Source organism: Bradyrhizobium sp. AS23.2, assembly GCF_001908185.1.
Taxonomy (GTDB): domain Bacteria; phylum Pseudomonadota; class Alphaproteobacteria; order Rhizobiales; family Xanthobacteraceae; genus Bradyrhizobium.
Genome location: NZ_LGHM01000051.1, coordinates 35532 through 61713, shown reverse-complemented (window position 1 = coordinate 61713; position 26182 = coordinate 35532). Strand labels below are relative to the sequence as shown.

At 62.4% G+C, this 26182-nt stretch carries 18 protein-coding genes and 1 pseudogene; 10 read left to right on the top strand and 9 right to left on the bottom strand.

The genetic code is table 11. From position 1 onward, the window contains the following. Positions 1 to 23: 23 nt before the first annotated feature. The 4 genes from AC630_RS12385 to AC630_RS12370 all read right to left on the bottom strand — a co-directional run bounded on the left by AC630_RS12385 (position 24) and on the right by AC630_RS12370 (position 5677). The gene (locus AC630_RS12385) at positions 24 to 1856 is read right to left on the bottom strand and encodes an AMP-dependent synthetase/ligase (protein ID WP_074118872.1); all 1833 of its coding nucleotides are present in this window, start codon (positions 1854 to 1856) and stop codon (positions 24 to 26) included. Positions 1857 to 2105: 249 nt separating this feature from the next. Beyond that, positions 2106 to 3356 (bottom strand): acetyl-CoA hydrolase/transferase family protein, encoded by a 1251-nt coding sequence (locus AC630_RS12380; RefSeq protein ID WP_074118871.1) that lies wholly within the window; start codon positions 3354 to 3356, stop codon positions 2106 to 2108. Positions 3357 to 3377: 21 nt separating this feature from the next. After that, the gene (locus AC630_RS12375) at positions 3378 to 4895 is read right to left on the bottom strand and encodes an aldehyde dehydrogenase family protein (RefSeq protein WP_074118808.1); all 1518 of its coding nucleotides are present in this window, start codon (positions 4893 to 4895) and stop codon (positions 3378 to 3380) included. A gap of 23 nt (positions 4896 to 4918) precedes the next feature. Beyond that, the gene (locus AC630_RS12370) at positions 4919 to 5677 is read right to left on the bottom strand and encodes an SDR family NAD(P)-dependent oxidoreductase (RefSeq protein ID WP_074118807.1); all 759 of its coding nucleotides are present in this window, start codon (positions 5675 to 5677) and stop codon (positions 4919 to 4921) included. Between the two features lie 498 nt (positions 5678 to 6175). Between AC630_RS12370 and AC630_RS12365 the strand changes: the two genes are divergently transcribed. From AC630_RS12365 to meaB, 8 genes are all read left to right on the top strand, one after another. Then, the gene (locus AC630_RS12365) at positions 6176 to 7048 is read left to right on the top strand and encodes a branched-chain amino acid ABC transporter permease (protein WP_074118806.1); all 873 of its coding nucleotides are present in this window, start codon (positions 6176 to 6178) and stop codon (positions 7046 to 7048) included. A 3-nt stretch (positions 7049 to 7051) separates the two neighbouring features. Beyond that, complete coding sequence (locus AC630_RS12360) at positions 7052 to 8128, top strand: branched-chain amino acid ABC transporter permease (protein ID WP_074118805.1); 1077 nt, start codon at positions 7052 to 7054, stop codon at positions 8126 to 8128. Beyond that, the gene (locus tag AC630_RS12355; protein WP_074118804.1) at positions 8125 to 8883 is read left to right on the top strand and encodes an ABC transporter ATP-binding protein; all 759 of its coding nucleotides are present in this window, start codon (positions 8125 to 8127) and stop codon (positions 8881 to 8883) included. The genes AC630_RS12360 and AC630_RS12355 overlap by 4 nt, the downstream gene beginning before the upstream one ends. A 4-nt stretch (positions 8884 to 8887) precedes the next feature. Further along, positions 8888 to 9658: an ABC transporter ATP-binding protein gene (locus tag AC630_RS12350; protein ID WP_074118870.1), complete on the top strand. Its 771-nt coding sequence runs from the start codon at positions 8888 to 8890 to the stop codon at positions 9656 to 9658. A gap of 63 nt (positions 9659 to 9721) precedes the next feature. Then, positions 9722 to 10501, top strand: a complete 780-nt coding sequence (locus tag AC630_RS12345; protein ID WP_074118803.1) for an enoyl-CoA hydratase/isomerase family protein — start codon at positions 9722 to 9724, stop codon at positions 10499 to 10501. A 12-nt stretch (positions 10502 to 10513) separates the two neighbouring features. Next, positions 10514 to 12142, top strand: coding sequence for an acyl-CoA mutase large subunit family protein (locus AC630_RS12340; RefSeq protein WP_074118802.1), 1629 nt, complete (start codon positions 10514 to 10516; stop codon positions 12140 to 12142). A gap of 23 nt (positions 12143 to 12165) precedes the next feature. Next, positions 12166 to 12552, top strand: a complete 387-nt coding sequence (locus AC630_RS12335; protein WP_245330351.1) for a cobalamin-dependent protein — start codon at positions 12166 to 12168, stop codon at positions 12550 to 12552. Further along, the gene (gene meaB, locus AC630_RS12330) at positions 12553 to 13470 is read left to right on the top strand and encodes a methylmalonyl Co-A mutase-associated GTPase MeaB (RefSeq protein ID WP_074118800.1); all 918 of its coding nucleotides are present in this window, start codon (positions 12553 to 12555) and stop codon (positions 13468 to 13470) included. Positions 13471 to 14116: 646 nt separating this feature from the next. Here meaB and AC630_RS12325 read toward each other — a convergent pair. Further along, positions 14117 to 15289: an acyl-CoA dehydrogenase family protein gene (locus tag AC630_RS12325; protein ID WP_074118799.1), complete on the bottom strand. Its 1173-nt coding sequence runs from the start codon at positions 15287 to 15289 to the stop codon at positions 14117 to 14119. Positions 15290 to 15452: 163 nt separating this feature from the next. Here AC630_RS12325 and AC630_RS12320 point away from each other — a divergent pair, with 163 nt between their 5' ends. Beyond that, positions 15453 to 16073 (top strand): TetR/AcrR family transcriptional regulator, encoded by a 621-nt coding sequence (locus AC630_RS12320; protein ID WP_074118798.1) that lies wholly within the window; start codon positions 15453 to 15455, stop codon positions 16071 to 16073. Positions 16074 to 16523: 450 nt separating this feature from the next. Here AC630_RS12320 and AC630_RS12315 read toward each other — a convergent pair whose 3' ends face one another. After that, positions 16524 to 17615, bottom strand: a complete 1092-nt coding sequence (locus AC630_RS12315; protein WP_074118797.1) for a Zn-dependent alcohol dehydrogenase — start codon at positions 17613 to 17615, stop codon at positions 16524 to 16526. A gap of 399 nt (positions 17616 to 18014) precedes the next feature. Here AC630_RS12315 and AC630_RS12310 point away from each other — a divergent pair, with 399 nt between their 5' ends. After that, the gene (locus tag AC630_RS12310) at positions 18015 to 19223 is read left to right on the top strand and encodes an ABC transporter substrate-binding protein (RefSeq protein WP_074118796.1); all 1209 of its coding nucleotides are present in this window, start codon (positions 18015 to 18017) and stop codon (positions 19221 to 19223) included. Positions 19224 to 19295: 72 nt separating this feature from the next. Here AC630_RS12310 and AC630_RS12305 read toward each other — a convergent pair whose 3' ends face one another. The 3 genes and pseudogenes from AC630_RS12305 to AC630_RS12295 all read right to left on the bottom strand — a co-directional run bounded on the left by AC630_RS12305 (position 19296) and on the right by AC630_RS12295 (position 26181). After that, complete coding sequence (locus AC630_RS12305; RefSeq protein ID WP_245330350.1) at positions 19296 to 21029, bottom strand: AMP-binding protein; 1734 nt, start codon at positions 21027 to 21029, stop codon at positions 19296 to 19298. Positions 21030 to 21061: 32 nt separating this feature from the next. Next, positions 21062 to 24407: pseudogene (locus tag AC630_RS12300) on the bottom strand (carboxyl transferase domain-containing protein). Between the two features lie 151 nt (positions 24408 to 24558). Next, on the bottom strand, positions 24559 to 26181 hold the full coding sequence (locus AC630_RS12295) for an AMP-binding protein (protein WP_074118869.1): 1623 nt from the start codon (positions 26179 to 26181) through the stop codon (positions 24559 to 24561). Between the last annotated feature and the right edge of the window lies 1 nt (position 26182).

The following is a 26182-nucleotide window of genomic DNA, read 5'->3' as shown; positions in this document are numbered from 1 at the left end:
ATGTATCCTCCCGCTGTTTTTTGTCAGTGTTTTTCTTCGTACATGGCGTCGATGAGCGACTTGTACTTCTCATTGACGAATTTCCGCTTCAACTTCATGGTCGGAGTAAGCTCGTCGTCCTCGGCGGTCAGCAACTGATCGATCAGTGCGAAGCGCTTGATGGTTTCGACTCGCGCGAAGTTCTTGTTGACCTTGGCGATCTCGCCGTCGATCAGGTCGCGCACTTCCTTGGCTGCGCACAGCGACGCATAGTTGGTGAACGGAACGGCACGGTCCTGCGCATACTTGACGACGTTGTCATGGTCGATCATGACGAGACAGCTCAGGTATTTTCGTCGATCGCCGATCACGACAGCGTCGGAAATGAACGGCGAGAACTTCAAGTGGTTCTCGATCTCGGATGGCGTGATGTTCTTGCCGCCGGCGGTGACGATGATGTCCTTCATCCGGTCGGTGATCCTGACGTAGCCGTCGCCGTCTATCTCGCCGACATCGCCGGTGTGCAGCCAGCCGTCGACGACGGTCTCCGCGGTCTTGGCCTCGTTGTTGAGATAGCCGAGAAACACGTGCGGTCCGCGTACGAGAATCTCGTTCTGCGAAGACAGCTTGACCTGGGTGCCGGGGATGGCCGTACCCACGGTGCCGAGTTTCTTGCGTCTGGGCATCACCGTGGAGATGCCGGTATTCTCGGTCTGGCCGTAGATTTCCCGCATCTCCAGCCCCAGCGCGAAGTACCAGCCGATGAGGTCGGGAGAGATCGGTGCCGCGCCAGTGCCAAGGATGCGTGTTCGGCGCAGGCCGAGATAGACCTTGATGTTGTGAAGTATGAGCTTGTCGGCGATCCAGAATGCGGCCGTGAGGTGCCAGGGGATATTCTCTCCCGCAAGGCTGCGCCGCGCCCGCGCCTTGCCGATGGCGATCGCCGCGCCATATGCGGCCTTGCCCACGAAGGTGGCGTCCGACATCTTGATGGTCACGTCGGAATAGAACTTTTCCCAGATGCGGGGCACCGCGAAGAACCAGGTCGGGGAGACCTCGCGCGCGTTCTCCGGTACCGCATCGAGACTTTCGATGAAGTTGATCACGGCGCCGGTCTTGAGCGGATAAAAGACGCTGAACTTGCGCTCGGCGATGTGACAGAGCGGCAGGAAGGATAGCAGTTCGTCCCCGGGCTGGCTCTCGCAGAACACATCGGCATTCGCGATGTGAAAAATGATGTTGCGGTGGGCGATCATCGCGCCTTTCGCAGGTCCCGTCGTGCCCGAGGTGTAGATGAGCACGGCGAGATCGTCGGGGTTTGCCAGTTCGAGCTCCCGTTCCCACACACCGGGATGCGACCGGTCGTATTCGGCGCCGAGCCGCAGCAGTTCGTCGAAGGAGATGACCTGGTCGTCCCGGAAGCGCTGCAGGCCTTCCATATCGTAGACGATGATCTTGATCAGTGATGGGCAGTTGTCGCGAGAGGAAAGAATCTTGTCGAGCTGTTCCTCGTCTTCGGCGAAGAAGAACTTCGTGCGACTGTCGTTGACGATGTACTGGACCTGTTTGGTCGAATCGGTGGTGTAGATTCCGTTGGTGATGCCGCCGACGCCGAGCGTACCCATGTCCGTGTAGAGCCACTCGGGAAGGTTCTCGGAGATGATTGACACGACGTCGCCGCGGCTCAGTCCGAGAGACTTCAGTCCGAGTCCCGCCAGTTTCGACCGCTCTCCGTATTCCCTCCACGTAATCGGGTTCCAGATGCCGAATTCCTTCTCGCGCATCGCGACGCCGTCGCCGCGCTGCTGCACTCGGGACCAGAACAGCCTGGGCACCGTGTTGCAGCCGTCGACCTCATAAGGTGCGTCATCAACCATGGAGGGTGTCTCTGCGGTCGGCGCGAGCATCGGCTAGTGACCTCGCATGAAGACCGGAAGGCGAGGTGCGGCTGTCCTCGAAGTCTGCGCCGCCGCGGTAGGCCTCCGCCTTCGAACGCTTGCCATGTCAGCCTCCCTCTAATTCCAGCAAAACTGGTCTTTGTTTTTTGAGAAATATGATCGGTGGTTCATGGATCATTGTCAATCGAAAGAGAACTCTCCTGGAGCTTTTTGCGCTGCATCCGCCTGTCACTCCCGTGGAGCCGCGAGCTGGTCTCGGAATTGCGGTGCGGCGATCGCGATCATGCTGCGGCGCCGCTCCTCGAGGGATTTTCCACGCAGTTCCGCGACGCCAAATTCGGTGATGATGGCGTCGACGTCTCCGCGCGGACAAGTCACCGTGGTGACGGACGGGACGATCCTGCTGATGGCGCCGTCGCGTGCCGTGGCGGGTAGAGCGATGATGGCGCGGCCGCCTCTCGAGGCGTTCGCGCCACGCATGAAATCGAGCTGTCCGCCGAGCCCTCCGATATAGGTGCCGTTGGTCTCCTCGGCATTTACCTGACCGGTCAGGTCGACTTCGATTGCCGAATTGATCGAAACGAAAGCATCGATCTTCGCCATGATGTCGAGGTTGTGGGTTTCGGTCGGCGGGCCGACGCTGATCGCGGGATTACGATGTGCGAAATCGTAGAGGCGGCGCGTGCCGAACAGTGAGCCGCACACCGACACCCCCGGATTGAACGGCTTCTTCGCGTTGGTGATCACGCCCCGTTCGATCAGCGGGACGACGCCGTCGCCGATCTGTCCGGAATGGATGCCGATGTCGCGATGGCCGGAGAGTTGAGCCAGCACCGCGTCGGGGATCGTCCCGACGCCGAACTGCAGCGTAGCGCCGTCAGGAATGAGCTCGGCCACCAGGCGTCCGATGGCTTGTTCGGTCGGCCCGACGCGAGGAGGCGGCAGTTCGAGCGGTTTGTTCCTGGCTTCGATGAGGAAATGCGGTGCCAGTGACCGCGGCAGCTCGGCGCCGTAGGTCCACGGCGCGTCCGGATTGACCTCGGCGATGATGACGCGCGCATGAAGGGCGGCCTGAGCTGCGATGTCGTTGGCGAGGGAAAGGCTGCAGCGCCTGCCACCCTGAGCCGGCGAAAGCTGGAGAAATGCGATGTCGGCCCGCGGCTCGCCCCTGGCGAAGGCCTGACACAGCCATCCGTAGTGTGAAGGAATCACGCTGAGCCGGCCTGCTTTGGCGAGCGCTGCGGTTCTGCCGAGGGCGCCGTATGCGGCAAAGCTGATTCCAGCGGTACGATCGGGATGAAAGGTGTCGGAGAATTGCGCGCCCAGAAAGACCTCGAACTTCGGCAGTTCGTCCTTCTGTGCAACCAGACGCTCGGTCAGGGTCCGTGGCTCGGCGGTCCCCTGGCTGAAGATGATCCGGTCTCCCGGGCGAACGATGCCCGGGAGATCGAGTTCGTCTATGGTCGCAAGATGCTTCACGTCCACTGCATGCGCTGAGTGCTAGACCGCCATGCAGACGGATTTGTTCTCGGTGTAGAGATCAATGACCGCGCGTCCCATTTCGCGGCCGAGGCCCGATTGCTTATAGCCTCCGAACGGCAGTGCAGGATCGATCAGGTTATGGCAGTTGACCCAGACCGTGCCGGCCTTGATCTTGGGGATCAGCCGGTGAACCTTGCTGAGATCGCGCGACCAGATGCTGGCGCCGAGGCCGAAAGGCGTGTCGTTTGCCCTGGAGGCGATCTCATCGAGGTCGTCGAAGGGCATTGCGACCAGGACGGGCCCGAAAATCTCCTCCTGGACAATGCGCATGTCGTTTGCGGCATCGACGAAGACCGTTGGCTTGACGAAGTAGCCGGGCTGCTCCGGTTTGCTGGCGCCAGCCACAGCACGGGCACCTTGCGCCATGCCTGCCTCGATATAGCTCCACACGCGGTCGCGGTGCCGCTCAGAGACCAGCGGCGCAATTTGCGTCGCCGGGTCGAGGCCGGAGCCGAGCTTCAGCTTGCCGGCGTTTTCGGCGATACCTGCCACCACCTTGTCGAACAACTTGTTCTGTACGTAGAGGCGCGAGCCTGCCGTGCAGACCTGGCCCTGATTGAAGAAGATGGCGCTTGCGGCCCCGCCGATCACCGCGGCGGGATCGGCATCCTCGAGCACGATCACCGGAGACTTTCCGCCGAGTTCGAGCGACGCCCGCGTCATGTTGTCCATGGCCGCCTTGCCGACGAGCTTGCCGACTTCGGTCGAACCGGTGAATGCCACCTTGTTGATCCCGGGATGCGAGGCCAGCGCGGCGCCGGCATCGGGGCCTTCGCCGGTCACGATGTTCACGACGCCCTTCGGGCATCCGACCTTGAGCAGCAACTCCCCAAGCCGCAGCGCGGTGAGGGAGGTCTCCTCGGCGGGCTTGAGCACGACCGTGCAGCCGGTCGCAAGCGCAGGGCCGATCTTCCAGGCCGCCATCATCAGCGGAAAGTTCCATGGAATGATCGCGCCAACGACACCAACCGGCTCCTTGCGGGTATAGGCGAAATATTCGCCGTCCCGCGGGCGCGGGAAGGAGACGTCAACAGTCGTGCCTTCGATCTTGGTGGCCCAGCCGGCGATGTAGCGCAGGAACTCGACGGTATTCTTCAGGTCGACGCGGCGTGCCAGTACCAGGCTCTTCCCGTTGTCGAGGCATTCGAGCTCCGCAAGCTCGTCGCCATGCGCCTCGACCTCATCGGCGAGCCGCAGCAGCAGGCGTTCGCGGTCGACGGGTCGAAATTTTCGCCATTCCGCGCCCTCGAAGGCGCGGCGAGCTGCAGCTACCGCTCGATCCACATCGGCGGCGGATCCGGCCGGCACTGTCGTGATTGGCTGGCCATTCGAGGGATCGAACACGGGGAGCGTGCGTCCTGAAACGGCTTGGGTCCACTCGCCGTCGATCAGCATCGCGCGAGGCGAGGCGATGAAGTCGCGGGTGGCTTGCGAAATGGTTGCGGGGTTTGCCTCGGCAGCGGCGGTCTTGGACATGTCTTTCCCCTGTGATTGGCTTCTCAGTTCATCACCGTGCCGCCGTCGACCGAGATGGTTTGCCCGGTGACGAAGGCCGATGTGTCGGAAACCAGCCAAAGGATCGTTCCCGAGAGATCGGATGGCTGAAGGTTGCGCTGAATTGCCTGCCCGGCCTTGACCACATCGAGCGCCTTGTCGAGCTTGCTGGCAAAGAATTCGCGCGTTCCTTCGGTGATCACGGCGCTCGGCGCGACAGCGTTGACGCGGATATTGTCGCGGCCGAGTTCACGGGCGAGGCCCCGTGTCATGCCGATCACCGCCGCTTTTGACGTCGTGTAGTGCAAAACGAAGGGTGTGCCGAAGGTTGCCGCCAGCGAAGCGATGTTGACGATGCTGCCTCCACCGGCCGCCCGCATGGCTGGCGCAGCGGATTTGCAGCAATTCCAGATGCCTTTGACATTGACGGCCATGGCCGCATCCCAGTCGGCTTCGGTGATGGTCTCAAATCGACCGCCGCGGAGGCCGCCATAGAGCGCTGCATTGTTGATCAGCGCATCGACCCGGCCGAACGCCTTCGAAGCTGCTTGCACCATCGCATCGGTCGAGGACGTGTCAGTAACGTTGCATTTGACGCCGAGCGCTTTGGCGCCGGCAGCTTTGGCAATCTCGACGGTTTCTTCGCAATCGTTCACGTCCGCCGCGACCGGCCGGGCGCCGGCCGCGGCAAGTGCGCGCACATATTCCTGTCCTATTCCGCGAGCGGCACCCGTAACGATGACCACCCTGCCTTCAACGTTCATTGTCGTCCTCCCTGTCTTGAATTTTGCGAGGTCATATCAGCTTTCGGCAACTAAATCTACAAAAATGACTGATGGATCATTTTTTGTCGGTTGTGTGCGATGCGGAATTGCGGGCGTTCCAGCAATTTCGACGGGGAGTTGATCGACGATTGTTGTGTGTCAGAAAACCCTATAGTTGCAGTGCAATTGCAGGCGATTAGTGCGAAGCTGCGGTTCAATCCAAATGCCCAGAGGTTCGTGTTGGCGCGACGAGCGGATGTGTGTAGTTCGGCAATTTGGGTTCAGTCGAATAAAAGTTGACTTGCCAGTCATGATGCAATTAGCATGACGATGCGTACCGTCATTGGCCGGTAGGGTCGCGCAAGCGCCACTGGAACAGAACATCGATGGACGTTCAGGGGAGAAGCTCATGGACGGTTCCGGTCTGGGCGTCCGGTTCGCGGCAAGTGCGGATCGTGCCACGCCGTGCAGCGGCGGTCCCTTCGCGAGGGCGGGCTGATGGCCGAGTTTCTGCAACTCCTCATCAACGGGCTGGCGGTGGGCTGCATCTACGGGCTGGTCGCGCTCGGCTTCGTCCTGATCTACAAGGCCGGAGAGGTCGTGAACTTTGCGCAGGGCGAACTGGTGATGCTGGGCGCCTTCGCCGCGTTCACGTTCGTAGTCCAGTTCGGTCTGAACTATTGGGTCGGGCTCGTCCTCGCGATGGCCGCGATGGCCGTGTTCGGCGGCTTGCTCGACATGGTCGTGGTTCGGCGAATTGTCGGTCAGCCGCAGTTTTCGACCGTGATGCTGACGATCGGTATTGGCGTTGTAATGCGTAGCGGCGCTGCGATGGTCTGGGGCCCCGAGACGCGCAGCCTGCCGACGCCCTTTGACGCCACGACATTCCACTTCGGAGGCGTCGTCCTGTCGGCGGTCTATCTTGCAATCCTGGCCACGACGGTGCTCCTGGGGCTGCTGCTCTTCTGCTTCTTCCGCTTTACCCGCATGGGCGTTGCCATGCAGGCTGCTTCGCAGAACCAGCTTGCCGCCTACTGCATGGGAATTCCGGTCAAGCGAGTCCTCTCCGGCGTGTGGGCGCTGTCCGCCGTGGTCGCGACGATCGCCGGAGTCATGCTGGCGCCGATCAGCCTGGTCGACACCAATCTCGGTGCGGTCGGTCTGAAGGCGTTTGCCGCGGCGGTCATCGGCGGCTTCGGGTCTGTTCCCGGCGCCGTGCTTGGCGGAATCCTGCTGGGACTGATCGATCTCTTCTCAGGTGTTTATCTGCCGCAGGGCTTCAAGGACACCGCAGGGTATATCGTCCTGCTCGCCGTACTCGTGGTGTGTCCGCAGGGGCTGTTCGGCGCCGTTGGGCGCAAGAAGGTGTAGACCATGCGGATCATCTTCAAGACCCGTTACGACCAGGATATCAACCTTGCTCCTCACGGCGGCGTGGTCTTCTGGTACTCGCTGCTCGCCATCGCGCTCGTTGCCGCGCCGCTCATCGTTGCTCCCTTCTATGTGGGCGAGGTCAGCTTCCTGTTCATCTGGTCCCTTGCCGGCCTGTCCCTGATGGTGCTCACCGGCTATGCGGGGCTGATATCGATCGGGCATGCGGCCTTTATCGGCATCGGCGCCTATGTCCATACCTATCTGATCCGGCGGGGCGTCCCGTTTGCGCCGTCCTTGCTGTTGGCCGGCCTTGCCGCGACCGTTGCGGGTGTCGTCATCGCCGTTCCGGCCATCCGGATGCGCGGGCTCTATCTTGCCATCGCGACGCTTGCCTTCAGCGCCATCGCGCAGGAAGTGTTCGTCCGGTGGGAGGTGCTGACCGGTGGTTCGCGCGGCGTCGCCGTGCCGAAGCCGCAGTTTTTCGGGAGGACGATCGAGAGCGAGACCGGCTTCTATTATCTCTGCCTGTCGATCCTGGTGGTCTGCATCCTCGGAGTTCTGAATCTGTTGCGCGCGCCGACGGGGCGTGCCTGGATCGCGCTTCGCGACAGCGAGATTGCCGCGCAGAGCATGGGTGTGTACCTGGCGGGATACAAGGTCCTCGCCTTCGCCTTCAGCGCCTTCCTCGCGGGGATTGCCGGCGGGCTGTTCGCCCACAAGGTCGGCTATCTCACGCCCGACATCTTCACGCCGATCCTGTCCATCCAGCTCCTCATGCTGGTGATGGTCGGCGGCATCGGTTCGATCCATGGCGCGATCTTCGGTGCGATCTTTCTCGTTCTGCTTCCAACCGTCATCGCGCTGCTACGCGATTACCTGCCGGCGGCGATCGCCCAGCAGCCCGCCCTGGAGCCGGGGATCTACGGCCTGATCCTTGTGTTCGTCGTGTTGCTGGAGCCCCAAGGGCTCAACGGCCTGTGGCGGAAGATCAAGTTCTTCTTCTCGCAGTTTCCCATGTACAAGAGCGCAACGTTCAAGCGTCAGAAGACCTATATGCGAACGGAGCGTCTGCAATGACCCTCTTGCTGGCGCGCGATCTCGCGATCAACTTCGGCGGGATCAAGGCTGTCGACGGCATCACGTTCGACGTGACCCCGGGAGAGATCTTCACCATCATCGGGCCGAATGGCGCAGGCAAGACGACGATCTTCAACCTGATCAGCCGCATCTATAACACGTCCGCAGGGCGGCTCGTTTTCGATGGAGACGACATCACGCATACGCCGCCGCACCAGATCGCCGGCCGCGGAATTGCGCGGACGTTTCAGAACGTGGAGCTTTTCGAGCACGCAACGCTGCTGCAAAATATGCTGCTGGGCCAGCATGCCCACCGGAAGACCAGGGTGTGGGAGGAGTTGCTGTTCCTGCCGCGCGTTCGGGTTGCCGAGAGGCATATCCGCCGCCGTGTCGAGGAGGTGATCGAGTTCCTCGATTTGCAGCGCTATCGCGATGCGCCGGTGCGCGACCTGCCTTACGGTGTCCGCAAGGTCATCGAGCTCGCGCGAGCGCTCTGCACGCAGCCCAAGCTTATCCTTCTCGACGAGCCGTCGTCTGGACTCAACGTCGAGGAGACTGAAGATCTCTCCTTCTGGATCCGCGATCTCCGCGATGATCTTGGCATCACGGTCGTGATGGTGGAGCACGATCTTGCGCTGGTGAATGACGTGTCCGATCGCGTCATGGCCGTGAACTCCGGCCGCCTCTTGACGATCGGCACGCCGGCCGAGGTGCAGAGCCACCCTGATGTCGTCAAGGCGTACCTCGGAGGATGATGCGATGGGCCATTTGATGGAGGTGCGCAACATCGAGACCTATTACGGCCCGACGATGGCGATCCGCGGGGTCAGCTTCGATGTGACGCAAGGCGAGATCGTGACAATCCTGGGCGCGAATGGGGCCGGGAAGACGACCATCCTAAAGACCATCAGCGGCCTCATGGATCCGCAGAAGGGATCGGTCGCGTTCGAAGGACGCGACATCCAGCGGATGGATCCGAACCGCGTCGCAGGGCTCGGCATCAGCCTGGTGCCGGAAGGCCGCGAGCTGTTTCCGTTCCTCAGTGTCAGGGACAACCTGCAGCTAGGCGCTTATCTCCGCCGCGACCAGGCGGCGATCGCGTCCGACCTCGAGCGCGTGTTCGAATACTTTCCGTCCGTGAAGGCACGAGCGAGCCAGCCGGCCGGCATGCTGTCCGGCGGCGAGCAGCAGATGGTGGCGATCGGACGGGCTCTGATGGCAAGGCCCAAGATGATCCTGCTCGACGAGCCTTCGCTGGGCCTGTCGCCGAAGCTCGTGAAGGAAATCTTCGAAATCATCGTCCGGATCAATCGCGAGGACCGGACCACGATCGTTCTGGTCGAGCAGAACGCCAATGTGGCGCTGCAGGTGGCGCACTACGGCTACATCCTGGAGATGGGACGGGTTGTCATGGCGGACACTGCTTCCGCCTTGCTCGAGAAGGACGATGTCAAGGAGTTCTATCTTGGAATCAAGGACAAGGGCGTGCGCGGAGTCCGCCGATGGAAGAAGCGCAAGACATGGCGATAGCGAAAACGGAACTGAATGGAAGCAAGGCGCGGCTCGCCGGGTCTGGAAATCGGAGAGGCTGGGATGGCTGACGGCGAAGTCTTGACGAGGATCGATGATGACGTTTTGCGCGTCACCATCAATCGGCCGGGGAAGCGCAATCCGCTGAGCCGGTCCGTCCTTTCGGCGATCGGCGAGGCATTCGCCACCCATCGCGATCGCCAGGACCTCCGGCTCGCGGTCCTCACGGGAATGGGGGACAAAAGTTTCGCGGCAGGCGGGGACTTGCGCGAGGTCGAGTCGATCCGCGAAACCGAAGCGTCCAGGCAATTCTCCAACGAGTCCCATGCGGCCCTCGACGCAGTTCGTCATTTCCCGCTGCCAGTGGTCGCCGCGCTGAACGGTGATGCGCTTGGTGGAGGAGCCGAGCTTGCGGTCGCCTGCGATGTGCGTGTGATGGCCGCCCATGCGAGGATCGGCTTCATTCAGGGGCGCATCAATATCTCGACCTCGTGGGGCGGTGGCGTCGATCTGGCGCGCCTGGTGGGCCATGCACGGGCGTTGTCCCTGCTGAGTCGGTCGGCCGTCATCGGCGGCACGGAAGCGATGTCGATCGGGCTTGCGGAGGCGGTGGCCGGAGCAGGCGAGGATTTTGGGACATTCGTTGAGGCGTTCGTCGCACCGATGCGGCGCCAGGCGCCACGCGTGCTGCGCGGCTTCAAGGCGGTTGCACTCGCCCAGCGCCTGGGCCTGCCGCGTGAGCGGTGCCGGGCTCTGGAGCTCGAGCACTTCGTCACGAGCTGGGTGCACGACGATCACTGGAATGCCGCGGCGAAGGTGTTGGCGCCTGCGCAGCCGCAATAGGGAGGGGATATCATGACCACAGCCGCCAAGTCGGCCGCTCTCGACGATCTCGACATTCCGCCGCCGGCGCCGCGGACGCCTTCGGGGATCGACGTTCCTGTGCTCGCGACGCCCGAAATGCTTCGCGAGCCGAATCCGGGCCAGCCAGCACAGTTTCCTTTCACGCGCGGGATCTTCCCGGACGGATTCCGCGGCCGCTTGTGGACGATCAGGCAGTATTCCGGCTTCGGTACCGCAGAAGATTCCAACAGCCGCTACAGGTTTCTGCTCGACCAGGGGCAGACGGGCCTTTCGGTCGCGCTGGATCTGCCAACTCAGTGTGGTTACGACCCGAACGATGCGATGGCGCGGGCCGAAGTGGGCAAAGTCGGGGTTTCCCTGTCCAATCTGTCCGAGATGGAGATCCTGTTCAACGGCATCGACCTCTCGAAGATTTCCACCTCCTTTACCATCAATGGTACGGCTGCGATCATCTATGCAATGTATTGCGCCTGTGCGGACAAGCAGGGCGTGCCGCGAGCGAAGCTCACGGGCACCATCCAGAACGACATCCTGAAGGAATATGTGGCGCGCGGAACGTGGATTTTCCCGGTGCGCCCGTCGATGCGGCTGATTGCGGACACGATCCTATTCTCCAACGATGTCACGCCGCGTTTCAACCCGATATCGATTGCCGGTGCGCATGTGCGCGACGCCGGATCGACCGCGGTCGAGGAGATGGCCTACACGCTGGCGAATGGCCTTGCCTATGTCGACGAACTGCTGCGGCGCGGGGGCGACGCCACCAAGTTCGCGAAACGCCTGAGCTTCTTCTTCTACGTCCACATGGACTTCTTCGAGGAAGTGGCGAAGTTTCGTGCCGCGCGGCGCGTCTGGGCGAAGATCTTGCGCGAGCGCTACGGCGTGACGGATGACAAGGCGCTGCACTTCCGCTTTGGTGTCGTCTGCGGCGGATCGTCACTGACCGCCTCGCAACCCTATAACAACATCGTGCGTGTCGGGGTTGAAACGATGGCCGCCGTGCTCGGCGGTGCACAGTCGATCTTTACCTGCGCATATGACGAAGCGTTCCAGATCCCGACCGAGTTCTCGGCCGAGATCGCGCTGAGGACGCAACAGATCATCGCCTATGAGAGCGGAATCTCGAAGACGGTCGATCCGCTCGGCGGCAGCTTCTATGTCGAGCACCTGACGGACCGGATGGAGGAGGAGATCCTGAAGGTCATGGGCGAGATCGATGCCTATGGCGGTGTCGTCAAGGCGATCGAGGATGGCTGGCTGCAGATGCGATTGGCGGAGCGGGCGACGGAACGGCGTCGCAAGATCGATTCGCTCGACACGATCATCGTCGGGCAGAACGCGTTCCGCCGCGAGAACCAGACGGACGACTTTGGCGAAGTGTTCAGGCTCGATCCGACCGGCGCTGCACGCGTGCTCGAAAAATTCGACGCCATTCGGGCCAGGCGCAACAACGCCGCGGTCGCGAAGAGCCTCGATGAGCTTGCCGCCGCGGCCGCCAAAGACAACGAGAACCTGATGCCCTATCTGATCGATTGCTGCCACGCCTACGCGACCGTCGGAGAGATCGTGAGTCGCCTGAAGAAGGGCTGGGGTGAATTCCAGGAGCCAGTACGCCTATGAGCACTCTCAAGGGAAAGCGGATTTTGATCGCCAAGCCCGGCCTTGATGGCCACGATATCGGAGCGAAAATCATCGCGCTGGCGCTGCGCGACGCCGGGGCCGAAGTGATCTATACAGGACTGCGCAAGACGCCGGGGTTCATCGCGCGTGTTGCGGTCGACGAAGACGTCGACGCGGTCGGTCTGTCGCTGCTCTCCGGGAGCCATAAGGAATTGGTCGCCGAGACCATGCAGGAGCTTCGGAGCCTCGATGCCAGCGACATTCCCGTGTTCGTTGGCGGCACGATTCCGGCCGAGGATCGCGCAGCGCTAACGGAGGCGGGGGTGATAGGCATCTTCACAGCAGAGATGCGGCTTGACGATGTCGTCGCAGAAGTTGCGCGCGTGCTCGTGCCGGTAAGGGCTGCGTAGGTGGCTGTGGCAGCAGCTGCAAGCAAGGCGGACGGACAACTGGACCGGCGGGCGCTCGGCCGGGCGCTCTCGCGGATCGCCAACACTTCGGTCGAGGAAGCCCTGGACGGCATGCGCGAGACCGCGGGCGGTGCAAGCCGGATCGGGATCACTGGTCCGCCCGGCGCGGGCAAGAGCACGTTGATCGGCCGTCTGGCGCGGCAGCGCCTCGACAGCGGAGCGGCGGTGGCCGTTGTGGCGATAGATCCCACGAGCCCGCACACGCATGGTGCAATCCTCGGCGATCGCATCCGAATGGACGGAGTTGCCGACGATCCGCGGTTGTTCATTCGATCTCTGGCAAGCCGGGGTGCGAATGACGGTCTTGCTGACAACATTGCCGACGTGCTGGCGACGCTGGATGGTTACCCGTTCGACGAAGTAATTCTGGAGACGGTGGGCGTCGGTCAAGCCGAATACGCCGTTCGGGCCCTGGTCGATACGCTGGTCCTGGTACTCATCCCCGAATCCGGAGACCAGGTCCAGGCCATGAAGGCGGGAACGCTCGAGATGGCCGATATCTACGTCGTTAACAAGGCGGACCTGCCCGGCGCGGAGAGAATTGCAAGCGAGATCCGCGCGGTCGCCAGATTGCGCCGGAGGCTGACGTCGGACTGGGAGCCGCCAGTGATCATGACCGCTGCGGACAGGCCGGACGATATCGCGGCCCTGCACGATGCGATTTCCCGTCATCTGGCCTTCGCGCGGGCGTCGCGGAACATCGACGAGGTCCGCCGCCTGCGCAGGGAGTATCACGTCAAGAGCCTGCTCATGCGGACGGTGACCGACATCCTGGCGGAAAACCCGAGAGCCGTGGATTGCTCGCCGCGAGAGGCCTTTGAACTTGTCGTCGCGCGCTTGAGGGAGCGACGTCGCTAAGGGTAGGGCCCTCCGAAGTGGGGGAGAAACATGCTGGGGAACATTGGGCACATAGACCAGGAAGATCGCACCAATCAACGCGCCGGGAAGCCTGCCGACGCCACTGACCGCCAGCCCGACCAAAAGACCAATCGACCGCGTCAACGTAAAGCTGTCGGCGGCGACGAACTGCACGACGCGCTCCTGGACGCAAGCCAAGCGCAATCTAGAAGAGGTTTGCGAATTGCTGCCTTGTCTGAGGGACCGACAATCTCAGTTGGCGGCCTCACTGTCCGGGGGAGCGCACGATCGTCCTGGTCGAACAGAACACGGCGCGGACCTATGCGATCGCCGACAACATAGCCGACAACATATATGTGATGTGAGCGGGCAAGATCGTGACGATGACCACACCGCAGAACGTGACATTGGCGGCTCTGCAGCGGCTTTACTTCGCCGCTCTCGAGTAGGTCGAAGTCAACTCGGCAAATCGCAATGGTTTACGAATGAGCTGACTATTTCTTTCAAAAAGCTAAAAAGAGATCGTCCTCTGGGCCGGACAGCGTCTGAGCGTAACTCGCCGTAGTCGTCCGAAGGCGATCCATCAGGCGTGTGCGTTGAAAGCGCAGGTAAGATCGGCGAAACGCGCTCCGCGCCGCCATGATGCCTATCCCGACTTCTCCGGCAGCAGGCCGCACTGCTTGGCGATGATGCCGAGCATCACCTCGTCGGCACCGCCGCCGATCGATCCGAGCCGCCCATCGCGATAGCGGCGCGACACCAGGGTTTCGTCCATGTAGCCCATGCCACCCCAGAATTGCAGGCAGGCGTCGTGGACTTCGCGCCCGAGCCGCGTGCCCTTCAGCTTCGCCATCGAGGCGAACCGCGTGCAGTCGCCGCCGGAGACATGGATCTCCACGGCCTTCCAGGTCAGAGCGCGCAGCGCCTCCACCTCGGTCAGCAGCTCGCACAACCGATAGTGCACGACCTGGTTCTCGATGATCGGCCGGCCGAACGCCTTGCGGTTGCGAGTGTATTCGATCGTCTCCTCGATCGAGCGCGTGCAGCTCGTGATGCAGCCGAGCGCTGCGTACATGCGCTCCTCCTGGAACTGCTTCATCTGGTAGACGAAGCCCTTGCCTTCATCGCCGATCCGGTTTCGCACCGGGACCCGCACGTCCTCGAAATAGAGCTCGGCGGTGTCGGAGGCGTGCATGCCGAGCTTCTTCAGCTTCCTGGCGACGGTGACACCCTTGGCCCGCTTGCCGTTTTCCTTGAGCGGCACGATGATCAGGGACTTGTTGCGGTGGACCGGGCCGTCGCCGGTATTGGCGAGCATGCACATCCAGTCGGCCTGTGTTCCGTTGGTGATGAACGTCTTCGAACCGTTGATCACGTAGTCGTCGCCGTCGCGCACCGCGCGGGTCTTGATCGCGGCGACGTCGGAGCCGGCCGAAGGCTCGGTCACGCCAATGCAGGCCACCATGTCGCCCGCAATCGCCGGCGCGAGATAATTCTTGCACAGTTCCGGCGAGCCGAACCGCGCCAGCGCCGGCGTCGCCATATCCGTCTGCACACCAATCGCCATCGGGATGCCGCCGCAATTGATGTATTGCGACGTCTCGTCGATGATGGCGCCGTAGGAATAGTCGAGACCGAGGCCGCCATACTCGACCGGCTTGGTGACACCCAACAGGCCGAGATTTCCGAGCTTCTTGAACACCTCGTGGGCTGGGAAGATCTGGGCCGCCTCCCATTCATTGACGTGCGGATTGATCTCTTCCTCGATGACCCGTCGATAGGTCCGGCGCAGTTCCTCGTGCTCATGGGTGAGCTGCATGTCGAATCTCCCTGGTCGCTGCGCGGTCTTGCGCGCCGCCCAATCTTCCCGGCGTGGCTGCCGCAGCCTTCCCGGCCTGTTTCGTTGAAGCTTGACGGACGATAGGTGCGGACCATAAAAAAAGCAATACGGCTGGCTTTTAATGCGATGAGGCTGCTTGGTGATGGACGTGCAGGGCCTCGGAAAACAGGAAGCGAAAAGCCTGAAGGCAAAGGACGCGATCTGCCGGGCGGCGATCTCGTGCCTGGTTGAATTCGGTTACGCTGAAACCTCGATCACCCGCGTTGCCGAGCGCGCCGATCTGTCGAAGGGCGCGTTGCAGCATCATTTTCCGACCAAGGAGGAGCTGATCGCGGCGGTTGTCGAGACGCTGCTCGCGCGCCCGCTCGCCCGTGCGCACACCGTGCGACCCGAGGCAGGCCGCACCGATACGGAGATCATCGCGGCACGCTTACGTTCGGGCTGGACCGATTTCGTCAACACCGGATCCTATCGCGCGCTGCTGGAGATACTGATCGCAGCGCGCACCGATGCCGGGCTGCGCAATCGTATCGACCTTATCCTGCAGACCTGGAATCGGGCGCATGATGCGCAGACGCGCGAGTCCTATGAGGCCGAGAGCGGAAATGATGACGACGTCGAGCTCCTGATGGTGATGCACCGGGCGTTGCTGCGCGGGCTCGTGATCCAGGATCGCTATGTCAGCGACCCCAGATACAACACCCGCGTGGTCGAGCGTTGGATTTCCATCGTGGCGCCGATGCTGCGGCCACGGCGCCTGTGAACGGCTAGGCAGACGGGCTATCGAGTCCCATGCTTCGATTGAGCCACATCAATCGTGCGACCATGCATGCGATGCTTCAAGGGCGATCTGGGACATGCGTCGAGCACTCACCTCATTGTTCCGCCGGCTCTCCCTTTCGGGATGGCGTGACATCGCGACCGCGCCGTTCGACTGCGCGATCGAGTTGCCATTGGCCGAAAGGCGGGCAATCTCGCATCGATCGTCAAGGGAGAGCTGCCTGTAAGTCTGCCCCATAGCAACTCCTCCTGTTGGAAGTGTTGCACTTCGTTTGTGAACCAGGGCAGTCTCACGCCCAGAATTGCGTAGTAGCTTCGCTGGCTCGAAGCAGTGCGACCTCGACGTCGATGACTTCTGAACTGCCCGAGATAAGCGGAGGGCTGCCAGGTGGGTGGCAGCCCTTTGAAAATCTCAACCCTAGCTGAATGCTAGCTAATCAAACACCACCACGCCGCGCGCGACCCCGCCCTTACGCAATTGTTCGAAGCCCTGGTTGATGTCTTCAAGACCGTAAGTGCGCGAGATCAGCGAATCCAGATCGATTTTCTTGTCCATGTAGAGGTCGGCGAGAACAGGGAAATCACGATCGGGCTGCACCGAGCCGTAATAGGACGAGGACAACGTCTTCTCCTGAAACACCATTGAGGCCGGAGCAATGCCGGCGCGCACCGTGACCGAAGGAATGCCGACCATGGTAGCCCGTCCACCCGGCGCAAGCGCGTCGACGATCTGCAGGACGGTTGCCTCGCTGCCGATTGCGTCGAAGGCGTAGTCGACGCCGCCGTCGGTGATTGCGCGCACCGTCTTCACCACATTCTCGGTCTTGCCGTTGATGGTGTGCGTCGCGCCGAATTTGCTGGCGTATTCGAGCTTGTTGTCGAGCAGGTCGACGGCGATAATTTTTCCGGCGCCGACGAGGCGCGCACCCTGAACGATGTTTAGGCCGACGCCGCCGCATCCGATCACGAGTACGTTCGCCCCGGCCTCCACCCTGGCCGCACGGGTGACCGCGCCGATGCCGGTGGCCACCGAACAGCCGATGATGGCGGCGATGGGCCAGGGCAGATCCTTGCGTACGGGGACGAGATTTTCCGTCGAGCAGACGACCTGCTCGCAGAAGGTGCCGATGCGGGCCATCTGATTGACCTGCTCTCCCTTGTACTTGAGCCGCGTCGTGCCGTCTGGCAGCAAGAACCCTGGCGCCGCATGGCCGTTACAGAGCACCGAACGGCCGGAATTGCAGTAGCGGCAATGCCCGCAGTGCGAAGCGAAGGAGAAGATCACGTGGTCGCCGACCGAGACGCGCGAGGGACCGGGCCCGACCTCCTCGACGATGCCGGCGGCTTCATGGCCCAGCACTTGCGGCAGCTTGGTCGGCCAATCGCCGATCATCATGTGCCAATCGCTCATGCAGATGCCCGTTGCCTTCATCCGGACCCGCGCCTCACCGGCCTTAGGCGCCTCCTGATCAAGGTCGAGGATCTGCAGCGGTTTGTTGATTTCGGTAAGGACAGCGGCCTTCATCTTTTTCTCTCGTGGATGGTTGGTGCGCGTGCGGTAAGCGGCAGCGTCAGTGGCGCGTATAGACGCTATCGTCCATGCCGCCAGGTCGGAATGGACGGCAGAAAATTGCCGCGGACGCCATTCTTGGGCGGGCGACTGCGGGACGTTCGCCCGGAGAGCCCGCGAGCAGGCATGCATCGGTGACAGCCGCGCCGTCGAAAAGAGTCGCGAACCTCATGCGATGTCTCCTTCCCAATTGATCGGAGTCCGAGGCCAGCTTGTCGCCTGGATGCTGGATGTTTGTCCCTTGAGCCTACGGGATCGATGTGGAAACGTCAATATCTTGACGTTTCTACGGGCAATTGAAACTATAAGCGAAGCCGCGAGCGCATGAGAGCACGCGGAGAATTGGAGGAAACAATGTGGAGAAATACCGCTTCTATATTTGCAGCGGCTCTGTCGCCATTCTTTCTTTTTGGCGTTGCTGCGGCTCAGGACAAGGCCGTCAAGGTCGGCGTCCTGAACGATCAAGCGTCAGTTTATTCTAGCATCACCGGTCCGGGTTCGGTCGCGGCCGCGCGTCTTGCGATCGAGGACATGGGCGGCTCGATGTTCGGCAAACCGATCGAATTAGTATATGCGGATCATGGGCATAAGCCAGATGTCGGCTCGACAATCGCAAGGCGCTGGTTCGATACCGAGGGCGTCGACGCGATATTTGACATCTACAGTTCCGGAGTCGCGCTTGCGGTGCAGGGCATAGCGGAGCAGAAGAACAAGATTCTGGTCGTCTCGATGGCGTCGAGCCGAGACATCGGCGGCAAGTCGTGCTCCCCGAACGGAATGCAATGGGCCAATGACGGATACGAGGTCGCGAATTTAACGATCAAAGGATCATCAGGCGACAAACCCACATCCTGGTATTTTATTACGGTCGATTATACCGCCGGGCATTCGATCGAGAGGGACGCACAAAAGATCATCGAAGCCGGCGGCGGAAAATTCCTTGGTGCGGTGCGCTTTCCGCTCAACTCTCCGGACTTCAGCTCCTTCCTGCTGCGCGCCCAGAGTTCTGGAGCCAAGAACATCGGGTTCATCGGCGGTGGCGCCGATATGACCAACGCGATCAAGCAAGCCGCCGAATTTGAGATCGGACGAACCGGACAACGTTTCGTTCCGTTCTCCCTGACCACGGTCGACATCGAAGCGCTCGGCAACAAGGCTACGCAGGGCATGCCTCTGGTGCTCAGCTATTACTGGGACGAGTCGGAGAAGACGAGGGCCTGGGCAGAGCGCTTCAAGAAAGCGTTTGGCAAACTGCCGAGCGATCCCCAGGCCAACGTCTACAGCGCGGTCCTGCACTACCTGAAATCGGTCAAAGCTGCGGGGACGACAGATACGACGGCCGTGCTGGCGAAAATGAGGGAGATGCCAGTCGAGGATCTCTTTACCTCAGGTGCCCGCATCCGTGCCGACGGCCGTCTGATGCGCGACATCTACTATGCCGAAGCGAAGAAGCCGGACGCCATGCAGGGATCGACGGATCTGATCACGCTGGTGAAGAAAATGTCCGGTTCGGAAGCCTTTGTCCCGGCCGACGAAAGCGAGTGCAAGCTTTTGAAGAAGTAAGCGCGGGCCGATTGCTGTGGCCTCGCCCGAAGCCCCTCTCCCCGCAAGAAACGGGGAGAGGGGAGACTTAAGTCAGCCGTAAAGCCGCGTCAGTTCTTCCTTCTTGACCTTGCCTGTGGCGGTCATCGGCAGCGTGTCGACAATCCGCACTTCGGGAATCTTGTAGACCGCGAGACGTTCGCGGCAAAACGCCGTCAACGTCTCCGGCGTGACGTCTGCCTTGTGCTCCGGCAGGATAGTTACAAAAGCTACCGGAACCTGCCCGCGCGTGTCGTCGGCGCGACCGATCACGCCGCTGCCGGTCACGGCCGGATGCTGGCCGAGCGTCGCCTCGATCTCCGACGGGAACACGCTCATGCCCTTCACCTTCAGCATCTCCTTGCGGCGTCCGAGGAAGTGGATCGTCCCGTGCTCGGAGATCATGCCGATATCGCCGGTGCGCAGCCAGCCGTCGACCAACCCTTCGGACGTCGCATCGGGCTTGTTCCAGTAGCCCCGCAACAGCGACGGCGTGCGGACGCACAACTCGCCCTCTTCGCCGAACGGCACCAGCTTGTTGGACCCGAATTCGAGGATCTTGAAATCCGTCTGCGGGACAGGAATGCCGACGAAAATCTGCTGCTGCTTAAGATCCCGATCGTTGTCCTGCCAGCCGCGGGTGAAGGTGTCGTAGGAGTGGGTCTCCGTCATGCCCCAGGCGGCCTCGCGCAATGTCGTGCCCGTCAATTCGCGCCACTTCGTCCGGAATGCGGGATTGAGCTTCTTGACGAAGGATGCCACGATCACCTCCCCCAGCGACGACAGGTCATAACGACCGGCATCCCGATGGTTGATGATCTCGACGGCATTGTCGACAACCATGTTGGATACCGTGGCGCGGTGGCGCTGAACCGCCGTCATGAAGGCGACCGGGTCCCACCTTGCCAGCAGAACGCAGGTCGCTCCGGTCAGGACCGGCAGGATGATGCCGACGTCCTCGCCAGCGACCCAGAAGATCGGCCAGAAATTGATGATAGTATCGCTCGACGTCACGCTCATCGAGATCGAGCTCATGACGGCACCTGTGAACAGCATGTCGAATTGCGTATGTACGCAACCTTTCGGCATGCCGGTGGTGCCCCCCGTGTAGTTCAGCGCGGCGATATCGTCGATCCCGACATCGACCTGCGGTGGCGCTCCGGCCTCCTGAGCGATCGTCGACATCAGATCGATCGTACGCGGCACCTCGAGTCGCGCGTCGGTCAATCCCGCCGGCAACGGACCTTCCGGCTCCGCCGGCAGCGCGTCGAGGAAACTGGTGACGAGCACGTGCTCGATCTTGCACTCGTCGCGCACCTCGTCCACGAGTTGCGCCAGGCGATCGTGTGCGATCACGATGCGGGCCTGGGTATCGTTGATCTCGTAGACGAGTTCGGGCCGCGTGAACATCGGGTTGACCGGAACGTGCACGCAGCCGGCCTTCAGGATACCGAAGAAGCAGACATAGAACTGCGGGCAGTTCGGCAGGAATACGGCAACACGGTCGCCCTTGCGTGCGCCCAGCCGCGCGAGGACAGCGGCGAACCGGTCGCTGAGACGATCGAGTTCGGCATAGCTGATCGCACGCCCGTAAAACACCACCGCAGCCTTGTCCGGCTGGCGGCGTGCCCATTCGCCCAGATACTCCGTGAGTGGCTTGCGCCCCAAGGGAAAGATTGGCTCGCGCGGCACGTCGGCCGGCCACGCAGCGCTCTGTAGCGCACGGGCATGTGCCAGATAGCTCTTCTCGTCGCGCATATAGTCCGAAGTGGCTTTATTCTCCGTCATCTCTTCCTCCTGGCTCCCTGGTCGCGGCCTGTTCACCACAGATCGACGCGCGTCACTCTCCGCTCGAAACGACTGGCATGCGCGGTCGACTTCAATCCCTCAACGATCCGGCTCCGTGTCTCGCAGGGATCGATGACGTCGTCTATCTCCAGAAACGTCGCACTGCTCAGAGCCTTGTTCTCGGCGTAGGACTTGGCGACCATGTCATCGAACCAGGCCTTGCGGGCGGTGGGGTCTTCGAGCGCCGCGAGTTCCTTGCGATAGGCGAGCTTGACAGCACCCTCGAGGCCCATGGCGCCGAATTCGGCGCTCGGCCACGCGACAATCGTGAACGGCTTCTGGTTCGAGCCTCCGATCATGGCAAGCGCACCCAGCCCATAGCCCTTGCGGAGCACCACGGCGAAAATGGGAACGGTCGCGCGCGCGGCAGCCACGAAAAGGCGCGAAACGTGCCGTACCTGCGCGGTCTTCTCGACCTCCGGGCCGACCATCATGCCCGGGGTGTCGCACAGCGAGACGATCGGAATGTTGAAGGCGTCGCAAAGCTGGATGAAGCGCGCAGCCTTGTCGCCGCCCTCGGCGTCGATGGCGCCGCCGAGATGATGCGAATTGTTCGCGATCAAGCCGACCGGCCTGCCCTCGACGCGGATCAGGGCCGTGATCATCCCCTTGGCAAAGGATGACCGCAGTTCGAGAACGGAACCTGTGTCGGCGAGCGCTTCGATGATGGGCCGGACGTTGTAGGCGCGAAGGCGGTTCTCGGGCACGGCATGCCGCAGCACGCGCTGGTCGCCGCAGGACCAGTCACGGACTCGTCCCTGGAAATAGCCGAGATACTGCTTGGCGACGGCGACGCCTTCGGCTTCATCCTCGACCAGCGCATCGATCACGCCATTCGGCGCCTGCACCTCGACGGGCCCGATGTCCTCCGGCCGGAAGACGCCGAGACCGCCCCCCCTCGATCATCGCGGGGCCACCCATGCCGATGTTCGAGGTGCGATCGGCAATGATGACGTCGCAACTGCCGAGCAGCGCGGCATTGCCGGCAAAGCATCGGCCCGAGACGACGCCCACGATCGGCACCTTGCCGTTGAGCGCGCCCAGGCGGCCGAACGTCGTCGTCTCAAGTCCGGCTGGCGTCGGCCATTCGTCGCCGGGACGGCCGCCGCCGCCTTCGGTGAACATCACAAGGGGCAGCGACCACTGGTCCGCAAGCCCGAGCAGGCGATCCTTCTTCTTGTGATTGATGACGCCCTGCGTTCCCGCGAAAACAGAGTAATCATAAGCCATGATGGCGCAGCGCGACTGCTCCTCCTCGAACAGCGGTCCGTTGACCGAGCCGATGCCGGTGATCAGACCGTCGGCCGGGCTCATCCGGCGCAATTCGGCCGGCGTGCGGCGCTGCCGCTGTGCGGCAAGCGCCAGGCCGCCATATTCGGCGAACGATCCGGGATCGCAGAGATCGGCGATGTTCTCTCGCGCGGTTCGCTGATTGGTCTTGCGCCGGCGCGCGACCGCATCCGGCCGATTTTCGTCGAGCAGTTCGGCCCGCCTTGCGAGTGCCTCAGCAAGATCACCGCGAATGTGGTCGAGATCGACCGATCGCTCCGTTTCCGCGCCGGCCCCCGCATCGTCCGACGGTGCCACGTGCAGCAGCACATCGCCCTCGAAGATGGTATCACCCGGGGTCACCAGGATTTCCTCAACCACACCCGCGACCGGCATGGAGATGAGATGCTCCATCTTCATGGATTCGATGATGAGCACCTGCTGCCCGGCGCGGACCTGCTCGCCGCGGGCTACCGAACACGCCACGATCGTGCCCTGCAGCGGCGCCGGGAGCGGCATCAGCCCCTCCGGCGTCGGGACGGCGAGACGATCTGACGTCACGTCGGCTCGTGGCTTTGCGATCGCTGCGGACGCGTCGAACACTCCGAGCGGATCGACGTCGCGTACGTCGCGCGCCTTTTGGCCCAGGCTTGCCACCTTGGACTCGTAGGCCTCAGCAGCGGCGAGAATCTCGCCGCCATGTGTCTCGAGGAAGGTCGTCGATATGTGATCGGCGAGAAAGTCCTTGTTCTCGGTGATCGCACGCAGCACCGGGACGTTGGTCGGCAGTCCTTCGATGCGGAACTCTTCCAGCGCGCGCCGTCCGCGACGAATCGCATCCGACATGCCTTCGGGCGAATACGCGATCACCTTCGCCAGTAGCGAATCGTACCGCGGACTGGTGCGATAGCCCGCGTATCCGAAGGTGTCGACGCGTATGCCGGGGCCGGCGGGCGGCATGAAGCTTGTCAGCGTACCCCCGGTCGGATGCGCGCCGCCGTCGGCCGTCAACTTCTCCATGTTGACGCGAAACTGGATTGCTGCTCCGCGCGGCGTCGGCGAACGATCAAGTCCGAGGTCGCGAAGACGCGCGCCCGAGGCGATGCGAATTTGCGTTTTCACCAGGTCGACGCCGAACACCTCCTCGGTGACCGTGTGCTCGACCTGCAGGCGCGGATTGGCCTCGATGAAGACGTAGCCTTCGCCGTTGGCCTCCACAAGGAATTCGAAGGTCCCCAAGCCACGATAGGCGACATGGGATGCCATCGTCGTCGCCGCAGCACAGAGCACGTCACGAAGCGCGGGCTTGAGTCCCGGGCTTGGCGCGATCTCGATGATCTTCTGATGACGTCGCTGGATGGTGCATTCACGCTCGCCAAAATGCACGACGTCATGGCCGTCGCCGACGATCTGCACCTCGATGTGACGCGCGTTGGCTAGATAACGCTCGACGTAGAGGCCGTCGGCGCCGAAGGCAGTCTGCGCCTCTGAGCGGCACCGCTCCCAGGCCGAAGTCAATTCGGATGGCGAGGACACCACGCGCATGCCGCGTCCGCCGCCGCCTGCGATTGCCTTGACCATGATAGCCCCGCCTGCGCCGAGACCGGCGAGGAAGGCCGACGCCTGCTCCAGCGTGACCGGCCCATCGGATCCCTCGAGCACGCGAACGCTGTTGGCGCGGGCAAGCGCGCGCGCCGTGGACTTGTCACCGAACAGTTCGAGCGTTTCCGGAGCAGGTCCGATGAATGTCATGCCTGCGGCAGCGACGGCCCGGGCGAACTGCGCATTCTCCGACAGGAAGCCGTATCCCGGATGCACCGCATCGCAGCCCGTCTGTCGTGCGGCATCGATGATCGCTGTTATGTCGAGATAGGCCGCCGTGCCGACGCCCGGCAGTTCGAGGGCCTCGTTGCCGGCCCGCGCATGGGCCGAGCCAGCGTCATCAGCGGGATAGATTGTGACCGTGGCCACATCGAGCTCGCCGGCCGCGCGCGCAATGCGCAGCGCGATCTCTCCGCGGTTGGCGATCAGAATCTTGCGAAACGGCATGATGCCTCCGTCTTGTAGGAGATCGCCGACCTGTGCTTTCGCGCGCAAACCTGATCCCGCGATGCATGTTCTCCGACGATGGCTGTTATGTCAATATCTTTACCTAATAGGTCAAAACAGTCTGCGCCATCCGCAACCAACTCTCCGGCCCCTAGCGGATCTTCTCCCGCCGGATCTTGATTCCGGCTTTTTCGCGATCCCATGCATCGGGTGTCAATCCCTGCTGCCGCAGCACGTATTTTTCGACCTTTTGGGTCGGCGTGCGCGGCAGGTCGGTCATGATGCGGATGTATCGCGGCAGCATGAAATGGGCGAGCCGCGACTGAAGAAACTCCAGCAGCTCCGTTGGATTGATGGTCGCACCGGGCGCCGGCGCAACCACGGCCAGCACGTCGTCTTCCGCCATCTCGTTGGGCACGGCGACGACGGCGCATTCCCGAACGCTCGGATGCGCGACGATTTCGGTTTCCACCTCGAACGACGAGATGTTCTCGCCGCGGCGGCGGATTGCGTCCTTCATCCGGTCAACGAAGAAGTAATTGCCGTCGGCATCGCGACGGAATGCGTCCCCGGTGTGGAACCAGCCGTTGCGCCAGGCCAGCGCAGTGGCTTCGGCATTCTTGTAATAGCCGGAGTTAAGGGCCCAGGGCGCATCGCTGCGAATGATCAGCTCGCCGACAGTGCCGACCGGCACCTCGCGATCATGCGCATCGACGATCCGCAATTCGTTGCCCGGGCGCTGCTTCCCGCAGGTCCCGATGACAGCCGGGTTGGGATCGGAAACGATCGGGACATTGATCTCCGTCATGTTGAAAAGGGTCCAGACCGTGACGCCGAACCTCTCGGCGAAACTGCGGGCGTCATCGGGTAAGGGTATCAGCGTGACCTTCTTCAGCGTGTGGCCGCGATCCTCGGGCGAGGGCGGTCGCTTCGACAGGAAGGTCGACATCACGCCGAGCAGGATCGTATAGGTTGCGCCGGTCGCGCGGACCGCCGGCCAGAACGCTTCGGTCTCGAAATCACCGGCTACGGCGAGCGAGCCGCCGCGATTGAGCATGCCGATCGCCGGCAACGTTCCGCCGACGTGGAAATAGGGCAGATAGACGAGGTAGCAGTCGTTCTCATCGAGCATCGGGAACGCGGCCGTTCCGCTCATGTGCCACATGTGGGCGTAGGAACTTAGCACACCCTTCGACTGACCCGTCGTCCCTGACGTGTAGATGATCGACTGGACATCCCACGGCTCGATCGGCCGCGACAGCGGAGGCAGCGTTGCCGGATCGCGGTCGAGATCGGCCAGCGACGTGGTTTGTATGCCGGGAATTGTCGTGGCCAGATCGCCCGACACCACCAGCATCCGCAGCGCCGCGCGATCGATATCGCGAAGCCGTTCGACCAAATCCGCACTCACGATCATCACCTGCGCGCCGCCGTTGGCGATGACATGCGCCAGCACATTGCCACGGTAGGCGGTATTGATCGGCACGTAGGTCGCACCAAGCCAGTTGATCGCATGCCAGACGCGCAGCATCTGTACGCCGTTGGGCATCCAGACGTTGACGAAGTCGCCCTGCTTGACGCCAAGCGCGGCGAGACCGGCAGCCGTGCGCTCCACAGAATCGCGAAATTCGCGGTAGGTGATGGCGCTCCCGTCGGGAAGGCGGATGTAGGGGCGATCTGGATGGATCTGCGCGCGCTTGTCCAGCACGTAGCGCAATACGCAATCTTCCCGGTCCGGCACGCGAAGATCAGCGGGGGATGTGGGCTCGGACATC